Below are 17943 nucleotides of genomic sequence, written 5' to 3'. Positions count from 1 at the left end.
ATCACCTCACCGTGTTCTGTATCCCGAGAAAGTGCCTGTAAAAGAGGGTATACAGGGTTAACATGGAGAAGGAGTACATGAAGTCCTCCACAGGGATAGTGATTACCCTTACCCCAAGTATGCTACCGGAACCATACTCCACCACAGGGAGAGCGGTCAAGAAGAAATCGAAAACCATGAAGGGGACATAACTCAATCCCATGAATTTCCAGAAGTTTAGGGACTCGAGCATTCCCTTGTCCATTACCCAGGTCAGGATTAGTCCCATTCCCAGATACAACAAATCCACAAAGGTGTAGGAATGGGCCATGAAGAGTGGCGATGACAAGATTGAGAGTACCCCCACCACGACCCCCATCCAGGAGCCCCACTTCACCCTCCTGTCCGGCCTTCCCCTAAGGAAGTCATAAATCATGATCGTAGCAAACGGAGTTACTACGAAGAATAGAACCTCCTCTACGGGCAAGTTATACACGTACACTCCCAACACGTACGAGGGATTGAAGACCCACGAATCCCTGTAGGTTGCAAGGAAGTCCCAGAACAGGTAGAGGGGAGCTACAACCAGAATCGACTTGAGAAGTGCCAGGTAGTTCCTCCCGCCCATCCACAGGGATATTGCCAGGGTCGGGAAGAACATCATGGAGTCTATCTCAGAGTAGGCAAACCTACCAATGAGGAAAGGGATCTCCATAGATACACACCCACAGAGTTCTTCATGACCGAGAGAACTATCTTCCTTTTCCTGGGCTTCACTTTCCTAGAGAGGACAATGCAGGGAGAGGCCCTTATGGTTAGCCCTGTCCACTTATACATTTCCGAGGCCGTCTTGATCGGTATCAGATACCTGTTGGGTATGAACCTATAACCCCTCTCTGCCTCCCTCTCGAAATCCAAGTATCTCTCAACCTGAAACCTCATGAATTCCTTGAAACCGTCGGTGCACTGGAGCCCCTCAACGCCAAATCTCTCCATGTCCTCGACTGGTAAGTACTGCCTTCCTAGATACTCATCCTCCTTGACATCCCTGATAAAGTTCAGGTACTGCATGCTCCGCCCAAGCATTTTAGCGTAGGGTTCAGCCTCCTTAGGAAGATCCAAGATCTTCATCATGAAGAGGCCTATAACCTCAGCCGAGCCGTACATATACACCAGCGTCTCCCCTAGGGTGTAATACACCCTCTTGTGAAGGTCAGTCTCCATGGCGTTCAGGAAAGCTTCGACCCACTCCTCGTCGAAGTCCTTCCTCCTCATGAGCTCCACAAAGTTCTCGAGAACCGCATTCCCCGTGTTATACCCATCCCTCTCCCTTTCATAAAACTTCCTCAACGCGTAGAACTCCTCCCTCCTCTGTGGAACGCTGTCCACTAGGTCGTCAAAGACCCTCACAAAGGCGTAAAGCTTCGTCACGTCTTCCCTGATCTTGGGTGGAAAGAACAGGGTACTGTTGTAATAAGTGGTGCTGCCCCGCTTGAAAATCTCATCAAGTTGTTTGTTCAAGTTGTATCACGTTAAACCCTGTTAAACAAGCTTAATGCATTTGTAAGAAACTCTTTAACTGAAGACTATAGGGAACTGAAAGAAGAAGTCTAATTCATATTTAAAAGGGGTAGATCGTCTACACACTCATGATTATGGAAAATATTCTAGAGTATGCGGGCGTTTTCCTCGCCACGTTTGTGGGAATGGAGTTCGTGGCCAGGGGAATGCACAAATACGTGATGCACGGGTTTATGTGGTCGGTCCACCAGGATCATCACAGGGAGAGGCAGGCAGAGATAGAGAAGAACGATCTGTTCGGGCTCTTGTTTGCAGGAGTTGCGATTCTCCTGATCTTCCAGGGTATTCTTCACGGGAACCTTCTAGCACTAAGTGCAGGATTAGGTTTAACAGGTTATGGGGTGGCCTACTTCTTCGTGCATGACATGATCATTCATGATAGGCATCTTCACCTCAGGAGTTGGGGAACGAGGCACAGTCCCTTCAGGGAATTAATCCTGGTTCACGAGGTTCACCACGCCGAGGGCGAGGGGAATTGGGGCTTCCTGTTCGTGATAAGGGGTCTTGATAAGATACCTCCAGAGATTCAGGTGAAGAAGTGACATGAGGGCAGTTATAGTGGGTGGAGGGATTGGCGGACTCTCCACGGCCCTCCTCCTCAAGGGAAAGTTTGAGGAAGTGACTGTAATAGAGAAGAACTCCAGTGTGGGAGGCAGGGCGAGGTCATTCAAGGCAGGAGAATTCAAGTTTGACATGGGGCCTTCCTGGTATCTAATGCCCGAGGTCTTCGAGAGGTTCTTCCATGAGGTAGGCGAGAGTCCCCATCCCGTGATTGAGGTCAATCCCCTAGTGCGGGTGGAGAATGGTAAACTGGGGGAGAAAGGCGAATCCATAACCTTCCACGAGATCACAGAGGAGATGGAGGGTTACCTGAAGGACACGGGTTTCATGTATGAGGTTTCCCTTAGAAAGTTCCTAAACAAGGAGATGACCTACCTTGACTTCCTGGACAAGGAGATTCTATCAAATCTCGGGAGGATTCCCCTGTGGGAGAGCCTAGATAAGTTCAACTCAAGGTACTTCAACACCGACCTCATGAGGAAGGCCATGGGTTTCTCATCCGTTTTCCTGGGTGGTTCTCCCTTCAATACTCCTGCCGTGTACGCCATGGTAAATTACGCGATTTACGGTAAGGGCGTGTATTACCCAAAGGGAGGGTTTGAGGGGTATGTGGATAAACTGTATCAGGCGTGTAAGAGGGCGGGAGTAGAGTTCAGGCTAAATTCACCCGTCACGAAGGTAAAGGTTGACGGGAACAGGGTTAAGTCAGTGGTCACGCCCTCAGGCGAGGTTGAGGGCGACGTTTTCGTGTTTAACATGGATTACCACTACTCTGATACCCTGTTACCTGACGAGTTTCAGGTTGAAAGGGAGTGGTGGAGGAAGAGGCTGGCCCCCTCGACGATCCTAGGTTACCTTGGGGTTGAGGGCGAGATGAACTTGCCACATCACACGGTGGTCGTGAACGGAGATTGGAAAGACCACTTCAACTCCCTAGAGGAGAGGAGATTGCCTACCCCCGAGAACATGTCCTACTACGTGAGTTACAGGAGGGCTACGGATGAGAACCTCCTGGGGAGGGACCTTGTGATCCTAATACCAGTGGCTCCGGGTACCAGAACGAACCCAGAGTTAGTGAGAGTGGCACTGAGGGACCTTGAGATCAAGACCGGTAGTAAGATACAGGTCAAGTACTCGAGGATTTATGGTCCCGAGGACTTCGTGAGCGATTACAACGCGTATCAAGGGACTGCCTTTGGGTTATCCCACACCCTGAACCAGACAGGTCCCTTCAGGTTACCTATGAGGAACAGGAAACTCAGGAACATGTATTACGTGGGCCAATATACCCAACCTGGAATAGGAGTTCCCATGGTGACACTCTCGGCCTTGCTCGTCAGGGATAAGATACTGAAGGAGTTGTGACGAGCCTTTCCCACCCCGGCTTTAGGACAGTTGTTATTAACTAGGTCTACCCATTATTAATATGCCCCTACATCCAGAGGTAAAGAAATTACTTTCCCAGCTACCTCCCCAGGACTTCTCCAGAAACGTGCAGGAGCTGAGGAAGGCCTGGGATTTAGCCTTCTCAGGGAGGAGGGAGAGCCTGGAGAGGGTTGAGGACCTTGAGATACCCACTAGGGACGCACGAATCAGGGCCAGGGTCTACACCCCCTCAAGTAAGGAAAACTTACCCGTCCTTGTTTACTATCACGGCGGTGGCTTCGTGTTCGGTAGCGTTGACAGCTACGACGGCCTCGCATCCCTTATTGCCAAGGAATCTGGGATTGCGGTTATCTCCGTGGAGTATAGGCTCGCCCCTGAGCACAAGTTCCCCACCGCAGTCAACGACTCGTGGGATGCGCTTCTCTGGATCGCGGAGAACGGAGGCAAGCTGGGGCTCGACACCTCGAGACTTGCCGTGGCTGGGGATAGTGCTGGAGGAAACCTGTCTGCCGTGGTGTCCCTCCTGGACAGGGACCAGGGTAAGGGACTGGTTAGTTATCAGGTCCTAATCTACCCAGCAGTGAACATGGTCGATAACTCCCCATCCGTCAGGGAGTACGGCGAGGGATACTTCCTCACCAGGTCCATGATGAACTGGTTCGGGACCATGTACTTCTCCTCTGGAAGGGAAGCGGTATCCCCCTACGCCTCTCCAGCCTTGGCTGACCTACATAACCTCCCACCCTCACTGGTGATCACTGCAGAGTATGATCCCCTAAGGGATCAGGGAGAGACCTACTCTCACTCCCTAAACGAGGCTGGAAACGTATCAACCTTGGTTAGATATCAAGGAATGATTCACGGCTTCCTGTCCTTCTACGAGTGGATAACTGCCGGTAAACTAGCCATTCACCACATTGCTGGGGTTCTGAGATCTGTCCTTTAGCCTGCCCTTGCACATATCCTCTATCACCGATATCATTGCTACTAACACCAGGGTTTGAGTATCTATACTCTCGTCGTAGGACGCGTTCTGAAAGTACCTTATCCTCCTCTTGGTCTCCGCGAGCACGTCCTCAAGGTATCCAGTCCTCTGCGATATCCTCTCCAACTCCGAGATGAACCTATCCACCGATCCCGTATATGACGGAATTGTTCTACCCATGGCATAATTTCCTCTTCCCGGTTTAAATTTTCAGAGAGGGATTACCGAAACTAAAATGAGCGACGATTCTCGAGAATGGCAAGGGTAATCCCGAGAGCTGTTAGAATCCCTCCAGCTACGTCCACCAGTGTTGGGTCCTGAACCAGATTCATTCTGTCAACCTCAACGTGAATGTAGACGGGGGATGTGACGTTGTTGGAGACGTTCTGGACCACGTGACTTACAACCCTTTGTGTTGTAACGTTACCGCACTTCAGCGTCTCGTTCTGGGTGATTACCTCCTTGGCCACCGTAACCACTACCTCCTTATATCCTTGAATAGTCCAATTCCCAGGAGTTAGGGCGGAGGAGTATGGAAGCTTCACCACGTTCTGCCCATCGTGGTTGATCAAGACGTAAACTGTGGTGTTAGTTGCGTTCTCGATTATCGAGATAGACCCCGTGGCAGTGGGAGGAACCACGAGGTTGACGGGATGAGGTCCTAGCGTTAGGTCATACTTGACGTGGGCGTTAATGCTCACGCTACCTAGGGCAAGAACGGCAATTCCAAGCGCAAGAAGGAGAGTTCCAATCTTCATGGCTCTAACCCCCTAAACTTCGTGAAGGCTATCATAAGCGTGATTACTGCGACGAAGGCCTCAGCCCAAATCCCAGTAACGATCTGCGGAACTAGGTTCTTTCCCAGTGAATCGGCTATCCAAAGCACGTAGGGATTGGCAAAGGAACTTAGGTAGAGGAGGGAGGTATTACCCTCGAGTATCTGGTAATATCCAAGTGCACCTCCGAACACGAAGATTGAACCTAGGACGAACATGGAGGTTAAGGTTGCTACCCCTGGGCTCCTCAGGAGTATCGTGAGAAGCAGGACCACATTGAGCGAGAAGAAGTAACCTGCAGTGAAGGTTGCCAGGATCAGTGAGGGTACCGGGATCCCCGAAAGTGAGGAGTACAGGACTGAGGTCAATAGCCAGAGAAACCAGGGCAACACTACATCTGATAAGTAGATGTAGACGAAGAGGATTTCCCTCCTCACCGGCATTGTAAGGAAGGAGATGATACTTCCCTTGTAAACGTGATCCCCAGTGACGAAAATGGCGTTTCTCAAGCCAAGGGCAAAGGCCAGGGTCTCGGACACGCTAATCACAGGCGTAAAACCTAGGACTACCCCAAGTAGACTGAAGTTTCCCCTCTCGTAAAACGCTGACAAGAAGATATTGGCAACCAGCATCGTTGGCACCACGAGTTCCAGGGTAGGTTCCCTGTACCTCTCCCTGAAAATTATCCTAAATATTTGAAAACCTCTTGAATGCCTCATCTAGAGACGACCTCCTCACAGTGATCACGTTGATGCCATGCTCGTCCAAGAGGTCCACGACCTCACGAAGGTTCCCGAACACCTTTATGTAGCCTCCCTCTAGCACGCCCTTTCCGAGAACTTGGAGTGCCCTCTCCGGGTCATCAACGAGGAGGTAGATCTCACCCTCCTCGACCTTGAGGGCTTGATTTATTGTACCCGAAAAGGTGACCCTTCCCCTATTGATGAACACCACGTGAGTTATCACTTTCTCGAGCTCAGAAAGGATGTGGGAGGAAATGAAGAAGGTCACTCCCTTGCGGTGAAGTCTCCCGACTACGTCATAGAACTCGAGTCTTGCCTTGGGATCCAAGTTGGCCGTCGGTTCGTCGGCGACGATCAGATCTGGATCCCTTATGAGTGCTGAGACCAACTGGACCCTCTGTGCCAGCCCTGAGGAGAGCTGGGAGAGCCTCTTGTCCAGATGAGGAGTTAGGCCAAACTCCTCGATGAGGTCCCTGGGATCCCTTTCGTATACTCTCCCCACGTCGTGGAGATATTCCTTTACCTTGACCTCTTGGGGGTGGTATATACTTGTGAAGATGATTGCAACCTTCTCGTAGATCCTAGGGTTGTTCCAGGGATCCATTCCCATGACCTCCACTTTCCCTGAGGTCCTCTTAAGTAACCCCGTGACTATCTTGATCGTGGTAGTCTTCCCTGCTCCGTTGGGGCCAATGAACCCTGTGATGGAACCCTTCTCCACGCGGAAGCTAAGCGAGTCTAGAACTGGCCTCTTCCCGTACACCTTTGTGAGGTTCTCTGCAAGTATCATTGAGAAAAGATCTTAGTAGGGTTAATATATCTCTGCCCATTTTAGGGCAAGGCCTTTCATGGAGGATGAGAGACGGGCATGATTATGTTTCCTCGTCGTGATTTACTAGAGACCTCTTCAGGATCTCAGACCCTCCGTGCACCTGAACTCCTATCCCTCCGACAGTACGACTTTCCCGGCTACCGCCTTATCTACACCCCTGAAGAACTTAAAATAGAGAAACGAGTTCACAATTGTGGCAACAAAGGCCGCCTCGAAGGGTATGGCAAACGAGAGAGCATGCATTATGTAGCCTGAGAGAGAAGTTGACGCAGCTGCGGGTATGAGTCTACCAGCTTGATTAGCTCCTGTGGCAGTCGCCCTCCTACCCTCTCCCACCAGGTTCATCATTAATGCCTGCTGGGCTGGTAGTGCTATAACCCTAAGTGGGGTAAACAGAACATAGTCTATGGAGGCAAGGTACCACACTCCAAGGAAGGGGAAAAGAAGTACCATGACCGCAGATATTGTCCTTGTGATTATGATTAATCTCACGAATCCCAGCCTCTCCGTTAACGCGGGAGTGGCAAGCATGGCGCTCGCAGATATAACCCCTCCCAGGGATACGAGATCTCCAATGAAGCCCTGTGATAGACCGTATACCTCACTAAAGATGATGGGTATGAATGGGACTATGAGCCCCTGTGATACCCCGTTCAGAATCCCAGTGAGGGTAAACTTCTTAATAACATCGTTATCTTTACTTGCGGCCTTAGGTTCCTCCTTCCTTCTCGGCTTGAAGTTCTCCTTCACAGGGATAACCGCGAGGGCTGAGAGACCCGACACTAGAAGAGAAATGATAAATAACTCCTCGTAACTCGAACCGTTCGCCAGGAGTGCTCCAGCGGAACCTGCGTAACTGGAGATTATTGTGAACCACGAAAAAATCTTCGTTCTCTCCTCAGGCTTCACCTTCTCGGTGAGGAGGGCAGTTTGCATGGGGGCGACGCTTGCACCTACACCTCCTCCGACTAAACCTCCCGCTATCCCGAAACCGCCAAGGGCTGAGGACAACATGAGTAGAAAGAAGTTGGATGTGAGGAGCAGAATCAACACGGACAAGGGAAGGAAAGAGAGGGTAATGAGCAATATTTTCTTTCTTCCATACCTATCGGAGTAGAATCCCAGGATCAACGTGAGGAGGGGGGTGACGAACGCCCCAACGCCAAACAGTATTCCTACCTGGAGAAGCGACAAGTGAAGTACATGAACGTAATACAACCCCACAATGACAGCAAGAAGACCCGCTGCGAAGCTCCTTGCAACCCTCGAGATCATTAATAAAAAGACGTCCCTTTGCATGCATTACGTGTTCGGAGGAACATTAAATATTTTATGATTAACACACTAATTACTCGGGAATGGGCCATTTCCCCGTAGAGAATCCGTAAAAGTCCTCATAAACCATGTAATCTATGTGGGACTCGTTTAGTCTTTGCAATAGGTTAATGTACTCATCACGATTCTCGTAAACGCAACCAATGGGAATCATTCCCCTATAATAGTCCCTGAACATTATGTAATTGTCAGAGAGAAGCCTTAGAACCTTGTTCGTGGTTTCTACCTTCTTCTCATCGTCACAAATAACGGTTAGGGCAAACATGGTTTTACCCGTTAACTTGGTCGAGTCCAGTTGCGGATAGAGCCAAAAGACCCTTAGCTTCACCATGGAGTCCAGGGCCCTCTTCACCGTCCTATACTTGCTTTTACCCTCTCCTTGTATAACCTTTTCAGCTATCATGGGGACGGTAAGGGAGGTATCATCCCAGAGCACCCTCAGAATCTTTCGCTCTAGGGAGTCTTTCCTTCTCAGGTTGGAAAGGACGACTTCCTCGTGATGGGTCTCAGGTTTAACTGATACGTAACTGGCCTTGGTTACGGTATTGTCTAGAACGTCTATCTTGTACTTGAGGGACATGTACTCTAGCTTCTCCTTCAACGTTCCCTCTTCAGACACAACCTCCATAACCACTAGGGAGGTGTCCGAGGGAGGACCGACGTTGGTTCTGTAGAAACTCTCCAGGAACGTTGGGGGATCACCCTTCACACGATCGTAGATCGCCATCACCTCACGCGTGGGGGCCATGGCCAAGAGAATATACTTAGAGAGGCCTAGGTAATCAAGGTTGAGGGCCATGTAGAGCTTCTCTGACAGAAACCCGGAGGATTTCATCTCCTTGAGCCTCCTTTCCACCTTACTGAAGTTCAGCCCGAGCTTAGTGGATATCCTAGAGGGCGTGGGATAATGAAACGCAATCTCATCACCGGGGAAGTGAAGAAGTCTAACTATGTCCCTTGAAATTTCGTCGAATATCAACAAATCCGCCTTTCCTGACAATATCTTCATCGTAAATATTAAACTTTGCTCATGTTTAACGAAAAGTTGTCAATTCTCATTATCCTGACATAAATAATAGGAGACTAGACGAAGGAATTTAGAACTCCGAAAAGGAATAGTAAGTAAAGCCATGAAGATATTAAATGGATCTCCTAACCGTAAACTTCGCGTGATCGGGAGGGGAAGGTTAAGGGAATTAACTCGAGTTCATGTAAAATCAGAACGACTCGTGATACTTCCGTTATTAACTAGAAGATAGACTTGATCAATTTATCGCATGTTCTAGATATCTCAGACTTCAAATTTGCAATAATCTCGAGCGATCTAAAGGATAAATGTAATTTTTGAAGGTCTTTATTCGTAAATCTTATTTTAAAACTCTTCCCTGACACTCCTAACATCTTCCTCTAACTGTTTGGCCTCATCTTCCTTCAATATACCAAAAAACTTCATTAGTCTCTTATTTCTAGCCACTTTCAATTCTTCAATCAAGTTCTCTATAATTTCACTAAAGCTCTTGTCTCCTTTTATCTCCACAAGTTTCCTGTAAACATCGTCCTCTATAACAACGATCTTCATGTGCGATATGTTAGACAATATATGTTAAATATTTTGATAGATGCACGCTAAACTTACCTTACGATGTGATTTCGTGATCTAGAGACAGCAACGACTGTGGCCCTGGTTGTGAGCACGAGTTCACCACGCAAAACGCATCGATTCAGAGTACTACTGAGGCTCAAACGGTAATGAACTCAATTTCTTGCCTAGGGCCTTTTCTAGGGCTATGAAGGTGGCGGGAAGGGCTCCTGTTGTCCCAGCTTCGCCCACTCCCCTGGACCCCGACAACAGGGATGACCTGAACTCAACGTACTCTGCGTTAACCCTTCTAGGCCCTTCCACCGCCGTTAACATCCCGCAATCTGCAACGGAACTGCACATGGGATTACCTCTCTCATCGAACTTCACTGCCTCCATCATGACCTGAGAAACTCCCTGAAGGACACCTCCTATGATCTGACCCTCAATTTCCTCACGGTTTAGGACTCTCCCTACGTCATCTACGGCATAGTACTCCACGACCTTGAAGATCCCCGTCTCAGGGTCAAGCTCTACCTTAGCCACATGTGCCCCTGGGGCAAATATGTCCTCTGCCCTGTAAAAGACCTCAACACTCATCTCCCTGCTCAGATCCACCTTTCCTCCCATCTTCCTCTTGAGTTCCTGGGCTGCAGCTAGCGCAGCTGAACTACCTATCGTTCCCCCTCTGGAACCGAAGCTCCCTATACCCTCCTTAACCCCTTCACTGTCTCCAGTCTTGACCTCAACCTTCTCTGGGTCAATCCCCAGCTCTTCAGCCACGACTGTCCTGAACGAGGATTCATAGGCCTGTCCATGAGCGCCCAACCCTAGGTGAACTATCACTTTCCTGTCTTTGACCTCAATTCTGGCGCTCTCTCCTGGGGAGGTTCTGACAATTTCTGTGAAGGTAACTAGGGAGACTCCCTTAGATGTTTCCCTGAGCTTCCTATAGTAGTTCGCGGCCCTATCAAAAACTTCCCTGTATCCAGCTGCGTCGTACCTCAGGCCTAGTGGAGTCACGTAACCAGAGTCGTCAACTAGGTTCTTTCTCCTTATCTCCACAGGATCCATTCCAAGCTCCTCCGCCAGATCTTCCACCAAGGTCTCATGAATCAATGCCGCCTCGGGTCTCCCTGCACCCCTGTAAAAGCCCATGGGCGGAGTATTGGTGTAGACTGTAATCGCCCTAACTGAGGCGAACTTCAGTTTGTAGGGACCGTTGGAGAGCCTAGCCACGAACTGAGAGGTGAAATAATTTATTCCATATGCGTATGCACCCATATTCGCTATGACCTCTCCCTCCATTCCTAGCATTTCTCCTGACCTGGTAGCGTAGAGCTTCATGTCTGAGACTTCTCCTCTTCCCTGTGATTGGGCGTTGTTAAGTATCTCAGACCTCGTCTCAATCCACTTCACGGGTCTTCCCAGCTTTAGGGAGGCCAGAGCGGCCAGAACGTACTCAGGGTATCCTCCGCTCTTGTTTCCAAAACCTCCCCCCACATTTGGAGGTGAGCTCACCTTGATCTTCTCCGGAGGTATCCCTAACAACTCGTGAAGGTCATTCCTCACACCGAAGGGGGCCTGAGTCGAGACCTTAACGTTCAGCGTGTCACCATCCCACCAGCACAGTATGCCCTTTGGTTCCATGGGATTTGTCGCCACCCTGCTCTGCTTAATCTTTCTCCTCACCACCACGTCAGCCTTGTCCTTAAGGGAGAGGTTGCCTCCCTGAAGGAGTTGATCCATGAAGATATTGCTCTTGAGCTCTGGGTGAATTGGCTCGCTTTCAAGGGCAGTTTCAGGATCAGTAACGGCATTTAGCTCCTCGTAATCTACAGAAACGTCGTCCGCGAGGTCCTCTCCCTCATACCTATCCTGTACCACAAAGGCTATTACTGGTTGACCCACAAAGTTCACTCTTCCATTCGCTAGGACTGGCATTCTGGTAACCTGAAGGCCTTCTGAGGGTCCAAAGAGCCTTACGGGGATCCAGTTCCTCACCTGTTCCCACGTAAAGGTTAGAAGGGCCTTCTCCGGACCCGACACGGACTTGATTACTCCCCTAGCTATCGGGGATCTAACTACGTGAAGGTAAGCAGTATTTGAGGGAGTTATATCATCTATGTAGAGTGACTTTCCCACTACTATGGGATAATGTTCCTTTAACATATCCTATAATCTAGGAAAATACGTATTAAGCTTAACCATCTAAATATTAACTTTCTTTGGGATTTGATCAACATGGGTTATTCCTTGTACATACGAGTTTTCGATGAGAGGGTAAAGATAGCTAAACATGAATGACCTTAGATAAGGTGCTATTAGAAGGGTAAAATTGAAGTGATAGAGCTACACCATGTTACTGTTAATCCTCTATCTAGAAAGCAAGGATACTTGTATGGTCCAAGTTATTGTACAAGATCAGGAGACACTAACCAAGTCCTAAAAAGAAAAATAATTAACTATTTAAACTTAAAGAAACATGTAATATCTCTGTGTCCAACGCCTCTCTCAAGGGTTTAAGATGGTTAGGCCCCCTGGCCATTGTGTGGGGATTGACGTATCCCTTAACCAAGATAGTTTCAGCGGATGTCTCCCCCATAATAATTACTTGGGTCAGATTCGCGATTGGAGCACTTTTCTTTTTGATCGTCTCAGGCTTCAAGATTTCAGTGGGAAGGAAACAACTAGTTACCGCGATCTTCAATTTCACTATCTTTATGTTATGCCTCAACGTGGGAACATCCATATCTTCAAACCCAGGTTTAGCAGCACTAATGATCTACACTCAGCCCATTTTCGTGATTATTTTTGAGAGAATTCTGGGAACCAGCATCTCCACTAGGTCGGTAATCGGAATTCTCCTAGGTATCTTGGGGCTAGCCTTCTCCATAACTTAGGCGAGCCTCGACCTAGGAATTCTGATTGCGCTTGCAGGAGGGATAAGCTGGGCCATAGGGACTGTGTACTACTCAAGAAATCTCAAGGGTGAGAGCATTCCAAAACTTAATGCCTTCATGAGCTTGGTCTCACTTCCAGTGACCTTGGCCATGACCCCGCTGGACTACTACTTTACCTTTACGCCCCTAGCACTGGTTCTCTTGATCTTGTTAGGGATACTGGGGCAAGCGCTAGGTTATATCCTCTGGTTTAACGCCCTGAAGGAAATGGGAAGCATTAGGGCCTCAGCGGGTTCCCTTCTGGTCCCCATTGCAGCGTATATCCTTAGCTTCCTTACATTGGGCGTGATACCCTCAGCTGGGGAGGCAATTGGTTCCATCATTACCTTGATAGGAATTTATTTGACCATCACCTCGAGGAAATAGATATGTGGGTTACACAGTTCTACGACACGAGGGTTGTTTACGGGGAGGGATCACTTGAGCACCTAAGGGAGCTTCAACTGAGCGATGTTGTCGTCGTGACCACCAGAAGTCTACTAGATTCTCCACTGCTCAAGGAGGTTGTCTCGTCTTTGAGGAACTTCAAGGTGGTGAGGGGCCCCTCCCAGCACACTCCTAAGGAGGAACTCGAGAGTCTCTCGTCACTAATCGAGAATAAGGTGGTACTTTCCCTGGGTGGAGGAAGCGTGATAGACGCTGTCAAGTTGTCTTCTCCTAGGTTCCACGTATCAATTCCCACCACTCTCTCAGGAGCTGAGCATACGGCGGTTGCCGGATACAGCGAGGGCGGACTTAAGAAATCCGCGAGGGTCACTCCCCCCAACGTGGTGATACTCGACCCTACGGTCCTTCAGTGGACCCCCAGGAGGCTATTGGTGACCACGGCATTTAGGGCATTGGATCACGCTGTGGAGGCAAGTTACTCCACTCGGAGTTCCCCCTTCACTGATGCGCTAGCATCAAAGGGTTACGAGTACCTGGTCAAGTGCCTTGAGAGCTGGAATCTGGGCCTCTGTCAGGTCGGAACTTGGCTAGCCTCGCTCTCATTCATGTATGCAGGTAGAGGACTAAGTCACGTATTCGGTTACGTGTTTGGCCCTGCATTTAACATACCCCACGGCGTCACGTCATGTATATCCCTGGTGGAGGCGGTAAAGTTCAACGGTGGAGCAAACAAGCTGGGTAACGTGGTTGAGACCCTTGAGACCCTCCTCGAGAACCACGGGGTGAAGGAGAGACTCTCAAACTACTCTAGATTGGATGACGCCTTAAAGTACTCTAGGGTTCTGAAGGAGTTAACGAATTCCTCTGAGAGTCCGAGAAAGATGACGGACGACGACGCAGTGAGGTTCATTAAGTCGGTTTACTGAACAAGCGTAGATAACTGCAGTGTTAAAGTATCTTATCTAGCCTCCTTCACTATCATCCCGAAGCCTCCTGCCTCCTCCGACAACCTGTAAAGCCTCACCTTCTTCTCCTTGACAAAGGTCCTTGGTGCATCAGTGAAGTCTAGGTTATCGATGAATATTATCCCTCCAGTTCTGAGGTGATCCCACACTGTTCTAAGCTCGAACATCACATTTTCAAACGTATGCTCGCTATCATGAAGGAATATGTCCACCTCTATCTCCCTCACAAGGTTAGCTAATACGTCTATACTCCTGCCAATGTGCAGTCTCCACTTCCCCCTTAGCCTCTCAGGAACCAAGAAACCTAACGCCATCCCGTTCTCCAGTTTTTCCCTGACATCTATGGAGTGGAGTACTCCCCTTTCCAGTGCTGAGAGGATCATCGTAGACGATACACCTGGACCTACACCAGTTTCGATTACTATTTCTGGGTTACATTGCTTAACAACGGCGTAGAGGATTATCCTTTTCTGTTTGGTTAAAGCATAAGGGAAAGAATTGCCAAGCTTCCTACTCAGCTCGAGGCTTATTTCCTCGGCTTCCTCCTCGTACTTACTGAGATCACGGCCAAACACTTCCTTAAGTGTTTCCATAACTATTTGGTGATTTTCCAAGTAATAATTCAACGTATAAACTTAGCTGAGGTTCTCAGTCGATTTCATGGAACTTGAGATCTGGAGTCACAACTCCAAATAGTAATGTGAAATATAGTGCGATTTAATCTCCTGAATATCTTTTAATATAGTATTGTTAAAGGCTCATAATAATCTAGTTTTTTATTTACAATTATTCCTACCCTAGGTCTTGGCCGTTTATCTCTGTTACATTGAATGGAGTGATGACGCTATTAAAAGTTGAGAAAAAGATTTTAATTTTATAAGGAATCATGCTAACTATTATTCACTGTACTAGATATGTATCAGGAGAAACAGAAGTTAAATCAATTATATAGCTATAGGCAATAAATTAAATCAGAAACTTTATTTATACATATTGGATCAAGATGGTAGAACATTTGAATTACTGGCCTTAAAATTCCTCTCCCTCGCCTTACGTTCACGATCTAGATTCATTTACCCCGTATTTTGAGTATACAGGAAAATCTTTTATATGTCAATGATTTAAATTGATTAACTAGAGATGGAACAAATGACACAGACAAGAGGAAAGAAAAGCGATTACATCTATGAAAGGTTGAAAACTGATATTCAGAGAGGGAAATTCTTGCCTGGCCAAAGACTAGTAGAGGACGCCCTCGCCAAGGAATACGGTTCAAGTAGGAACACCATTAGACTCGCCCTCACGAGGCTAGAAAATGACGGAATAGTTAAGAGAACTACCAGCGGTGTTATTGTGTCGTTCATTGACCTAAAGGAGGCTGTGGAAATACTTGAGGTGAGAGAAGTAATTGAGGGATTCCTGGCAAGAAAGGCTGCCACCAGGATATCTGAGGAGAGCCTCCAGAGACTTGAGTCAACCCTGATGGAGATGAAGACTGCCTTAGAAAACAGGGAATTCTTGAGGTACTCGCAATTAAATGAAAGGTTTCATAGCATAATTTACGAAGCCTCTGGAAACACCACGGCCCAGCTCCTCTTGTCAACTCTAAAGCTAAAGATGATTAGATACCAATTTAGGACTGTAATGGTACCAGGGAGAGCCGAAGTTTCATGGAACGAACACTTCAGGATTTTCCAGGCATTGAAAAACCATGACGAGAACGAGGCTGAGCTGTGGGCAAGGACTCACGTCAAAAATGTAAGGGAATTGATCCAAAATAATAAGGAACTTTTAGATCTAGTTGCTACGTGAGCTAATACCTAAAGGGGACCAGGGGAGGCAGTCCCTTTAAGAACCTAATAACTTCTTCTACTGCAGAATTAGCGTTCTTTATTGAAGCCTCAAAGGTTGAACCTCCAATATGGGGAGTAATAATCACGTTATCTAGGGAGAGCAATGGATTGTCTACTTTAACTGGCTCCTCCTCAGGCGTATCGAGGGCTGCCCCCGCTATTTCCCCATTCCTGAGGGACTCATATAATGCCTTATCGTCAATTATTCCCCCTCTACTAACGTTTATTAGGATGGCGGTCTTTTTCATGGTTTTCAATCTTTCGCTGTTGATAAGATGCCTGGTGGATTCAGTTAATGGTACATGGATTGAGATTATATCTGACTTTGATAGAAGTTCCTCCAGTGAGAGTGACTTGACCCCGTGTTTCTCCATTATCTCCGATGACACGTATGGATCATATCCCAGTACCTTGCAGTTGAGTGAAGTGACAAGTTGTGCAACCCTTTTCCCTATGTTCCCAAACCCCAGGATTCCCCAGGCCTTTCCCTCCAATTCATGTCCCATGGTGTCCTTAGGCTTAAGCTCACTCCACTTTCCTGCTTTCACAGACAAGGCAAGTGGAATTACTTTCCTATAAAGTGCAATTGCCAGCATAATAGTAAGTTCAGCGACGGCGACCGAATTTCCTCCAGGGTTATAGGTAATGATGATATCCCTTTCCTTAGCTGCCTTGAGGTCAACCCTAGTTTCATCAACTCCTGCACCAGTCCTAGCTATGAGTTTCAAGTTTCTAAGTTCCCTAATTATCTTCGACGATATCTTAGCCTTTCGGTCAACTATGGCAATAGCGTCCCTTAGAAGGGAGACTATCTGATCCTCTGGAGCGTATGGATTGAAGTATACAATTTCTGCTAACGAATTTAACTCCCTAACCTTTTCCTGGTCTAGTTCCTCAACTATAACCGAGGAATCTATACCAACAACTGGTTTCATGATGTCGACCCCACATCACTCCTCCAATAGTTTTCTAGGATTGTCCGCTATCATCCTATGTATTTCATCCCCTGAAAAGCCAGCTTCCAGTAGCTTTTGGGCAAACATTATCATTCCCTCCACAGGATAGGGTGCGGTGGGCTGACCTAGATCGGTGGACAATACGTTGTTTTCTATTCCCGTCTCCCTTATTCCCCTTATCACGACGTCCCATGTCGTTTTCCTGGAAAAGGGAGTGGTGAAGCACCTTTCAAAGACTGGGTTATAGTCCAGGAGCTTAACTTGCTCCTCCACCCTGTAAGAGGTAGAAGGAAATTCAGGATGGGTCACAACTATTCTCCTCACTCCGTACTGAGAGGCAAGAGGGATGAACCTTAGACCGTCCTCCTTACTAATGTGACCAGTAGCGAGAACCATGTTATACTTCTTAATGATATCCAGAACGTCGTATACTTCCTCCTTAAGCTCTTGGCCTTTCCAGATCACTATGGGAGTTGCATTGTTTAGGGACTTCAGTTCCTTGCTCAGTTTAGCCCAGTAGGGGGCCTTGGACCAATCGTTAACATCAGTCCATCTTCCCTTTTCGTTGATTGAGTCTATGGTAGGCATCCAGACGACCTTTGCGCCTGACTTGGCGCTTACTTCAACCGCAACAGGATTTATTCCACCTACTCCCCAGTTCAGAACAAGACCACCATAGGCCTTGAAACCTTCCACAACATATCTGACTAGTGACGCCCGTTCCGCTGTGGGCATGTAGTGGGACTTAAGGACAAACCCCGCCATGCCCGCCTCCTTGGCCATTCTAGCAAATTCTATATCATTAGCCTTCCTTGGAAGGAGATCTGGGGCGGAGTGTAGATGTATATCATATCCTCCACGGATAAGCTCCTTTGCCTCTTCAACTGAAACCATTATATCACGTGGTGAAATGGAACTAACAAGTTAATAACCTTTCATAGGAAGTTATAACTCAATGATAAGGTTATTATAATAGATTAAATGAAAAATAATGGTTATTTATTAAACGGACACGTCTCTTTCATGGGCAATAAGAGCAAATATTATGTTACTAAGAATCTC

20 protein-coding genes are annotated in these 17943 nt (G+C 47.8%); 7 read left to right on the top strand and 13 right to left on the bottom strand.

The genetic code is table 11. From position 1 onward, the window contains the following. Position 1: 1 nt before the first annotated feature. Together MSED_RS05445 and MSED_RS05440 are read right to left on the bottom strand one after the other, a co-directional pair. On the bottom strand, positions 2 to 694 hold the full coding sequence (locus MSED_RS05445) for a lycopene cyclase domain-containing protein (protein WP_048060044.1): 693 nt from the start codon (positions 692 to 694) through the stop codon (positions 2 to 4). Next, the gene (locus MSED_RS05440) at positions 649 to 1500 is read right to left on the bottom strand and encodes a phytoene/squalene synthase family protein (protein ID WP_012021026.1); all 852 of its coding nucleotides are present in this window, start codon (positions 1498 to 1500) and stop codon (positions 649 to 651) included. The genes MSED_RS05445 and MSED_RS05440 overlap by 46 nt, the downstream gene beginning before the upstream one ends. Positions 1501 to 1628: 128 nt before the next feature. Here MSED_RS05440 and MSED_RS05435 point away from each other — a divergent pair, with 128 nt between their 5' ends. The 3 genes from MSED_RS05435 to MSED_RS05425 all read left to right on the top strand — a co-directional run bounded on the left by MSED_RS05435 (position 1629) and on the right by MSED_RS05425 (position 4453). After that, positions 1629 to 2102, top strand: a complete 474-nt coding sequence (locus MSED_RS05435) for a sterol desaturase family protein (protein ID WP_012021025.1) — start codon at positions 1629 to 1631, stop codon at positions 2100 to 2102. 1 nt (position 2103) lies between these two features. Further along, positions 2104 to 3486 (top strand): phytoene desaturase family protein, encoded by a 1383-nt coding sequence (locus MSED_RS05430; RefSeq protein WP_012021024.1) that lies wholly within the window; start codon positions 2104 to 2106, stop codon positions 3484 to 3486. A gap of 61 nt (positions 3487 to 3547) precedes the next feature. Then, the gene (locus tag MSED_RS05425) at positions 3548 to 4453 is read left to right on the top strand and encodes an alpha/beta hydrolase (RefSeq protein ID WP_012021023.1); all 906 of its coding nucleotides are present in this window, start codon (positions 3548 to 3550) and stop codon (positions 4451 to 4453) included. On the opposite strand, the gene MSED_RS05420 is transcribed toward MSED_RS05425, so the two are convergent. The 8 genes from MSED_RS05420 to MSED_RS05385 form a co-directional block, all read right to left on the bottom strand. Continuing rightward, positions 4409 to 4672: a hypothetical protein gene (locus tag MSED_RS05420; protein ID WP_012021022.1), complete on the bottom strand. Its 264-nt coding sequence runs from the start codon at positions 4670 to 4672 to the stop codon at positions 4409 to 4411. The genes MSED_RS05425 and MSED_RS05420 overlap by 45 nt on opposite strands. Before the next feature lie 50 nt (positions 4673 to 4722). Then, entirely contained in the window at positions 4723 to 5250 is a 528-nt protein-coding gene (locus MSED_RS05415; protein WP_012021021.1) for a hypothetical protein, read from the bottom strand. After that, the gene (locus tag MSED_RS05410) at positions 5247 to 5987 is read right to left on the bottom strand and encodes a hypothetical protein (protein ID WP_048060043.1); all 741 of its coding nucleotides are present in this window, start codon (positions 5985 to 5987) and stop codon (positions 5247 to 5249) included. Before MSED_RS05410 ends, MSED_RS05415 begins: the two co-directional genes overlap by 4 nt. Further along, positions 5956 to 6801, bottom strand: a complete 846-nt coding sequence (locus tag MSED_RS05405) for an ABC transporter ATP-binding protein (RefSeq protein WP_012021019.1) — start codon at positions 6799 to 6801, stop codon at positions 5956 to 5958. Before MSED_RS05405 ends, MSED_RS05410 begins: the two co-directional genes overlap by 32 nt. Before the next feature lie 150 nt (positions 6802 to 6951). After that, on the bottom strand, positions 6952 to 8142 hold the full coding sequence (locus tag MSED_RS05400) for an MFS transporter (RefSeq protein WP_012021018.1): 1191 nt from the start codon (positions 8140 to 8142) through the stop codon (positions 6952 to 6954). Positions 8143 to 8191: 49 nt separating this feature from the next. Continuing rightward, a complete protein-coding gene (locus tag MSED_RS05395) occupies positions 8192 to 9187 on the bottom strand; it encodes a hypothetical protein (protein WP_012021017.1) in 996 nt (331 codons plus the stop codon). Between the two features lie 363 nt (positions 9188 to 9550). Continuing rightward, positions 9551 to 9757, bottom strand: coding sequence for an antitoxin VapB family protein (locus MSED_RS05390; protein WP_012021016.1), 207 nt, complete (start codon positions 9755 to 9757; stop codon positions 9551 to 9553). A 150-nt stretch (positions 9758 to 9907) separates the two neighbouring features. Then, the gene (locus tag MSED_RS05385; protein WP_012021015.1) at positions 9908 to 11929 is read right to left on the bottom strand and encodes a xanthine dehydrogenase family protein molybdopterin-binding subunit; all 2022 of its coding nucleotides are present in this window, start codon (positions 11927 to 11929) and stop codon (positions 9908 to 9910) included. 326 nt (positions 11930 to 12255) lie between these two features. Between MSED_RS05385 and MSED_RS12475 the strand changes: the two genes are divergently transcribed. The 3 genes from MSED_RS12475 to MSED_RS05375 are packed head-to-tail and all read left to right on the top strand — an operon-like array spanning position 12256 to position 14033. After that, a complete protein-coding gene (locus MSED_RS12475) occupies positions 12256 to 12660 on the top strand; it encodes an EamA family transporter (RefSeq protein ID WP_225938856.1) in 405 nt (134 codons plus the stop codon). A gap of 18 nt (positions 12661 to 12678) precedes the next feature. Next, entirely contained in the window at positions 12679 to 13086 is a 408-nt protein-coding gene (locus MSED_RS12470) for a DMT family transporter (protein ID WP_309498313.1), read from the top strand. Between the two features lie 2 nt (positions 13087 to 13088). Continuing rightward, a complete protein-coding gene (locus MSED_RS05375) occupies positions 13089 to 14033 on the top strand; it encodes an iron-containing alcohol dehydrogenase (protein ID WP_012021014.1) in 945 nt (314 codons plus the stop codon). Positions 14034 to 14065: 32 nt separating this feature from the next. Here the strand turns inward: MSED_RS05375 and MSED_RS05370 are convergent, their stop codons facing one another. Continuing rightward, positions 14066 to 14665, bottom strand: a complete 600-nt coding sequence (locus MSED_RS05370; RefSeq protein ID WP_012021013.1) for a class I SAM-dependent methyltransferase — start codon at positions 14663 to 14665, stop codon at positions 14066 to 14068. A 556-nt stretch (positions 14666 to 15221) separates the two neighbouring features. On the opposite strand from MSED_RS05370, the gene MSED_RS05365 reads away from it, so the two are divergent. Further along, positions 15222 to 15884: a GntR family transcriptional regulator gene (locus MSED_RS05365; RefSeq protein WP_225938857.1), complete on the top strand. Its 663-nt coding sequence runs from the start codon at positions 15222 to 15224 to the stop codon at positions 15882 to 15884. A 1-nt stretch (position 15885) separates the two neighbouring features. On the opposite strand, the gene MSED_RS05360 is transcribed toward MSED_RS05365, so the two are convergent. Beyond that, positions 15886 to 16860: a hydroxyacid dehydrogenase gene (locus MSED_RS05360; RefSeq protein ID WP_012021011.1), complete on the bottom strand. Its 975-nt coding sequence runs from the start codon at positions 16858 to 16860 to the stop codon at positions 15886 to 15888. Between the two features lie 15 nt (positions 16861 to 16875). Beyond that, entirely contained in the window at positions 16876 to 17775 is a 900-nt protein-coding gene (locus tag MSED_RS05355; protein WP_012021010.1) for a DUF6282 family protein, read from the bottom strand. Positions 17776 to 17943: the final 168 nt, after the last annotated feature.

It is taken from the genome of Metallosphaera sedula DSM 5348 (genome assembly GCF_000016605.1).
GTDB lineage: Archaea > Thermoproteota > Thermoprotei_A > Sulfolobales > Sulfolobaceae > Metallosphaera > Metallosphaera sedula.
The sequence above is the reverse complement of the archived record's forward strand: the minus strand, read 5'-3'. Positions and strand labels throughout refer to the sequence as shown.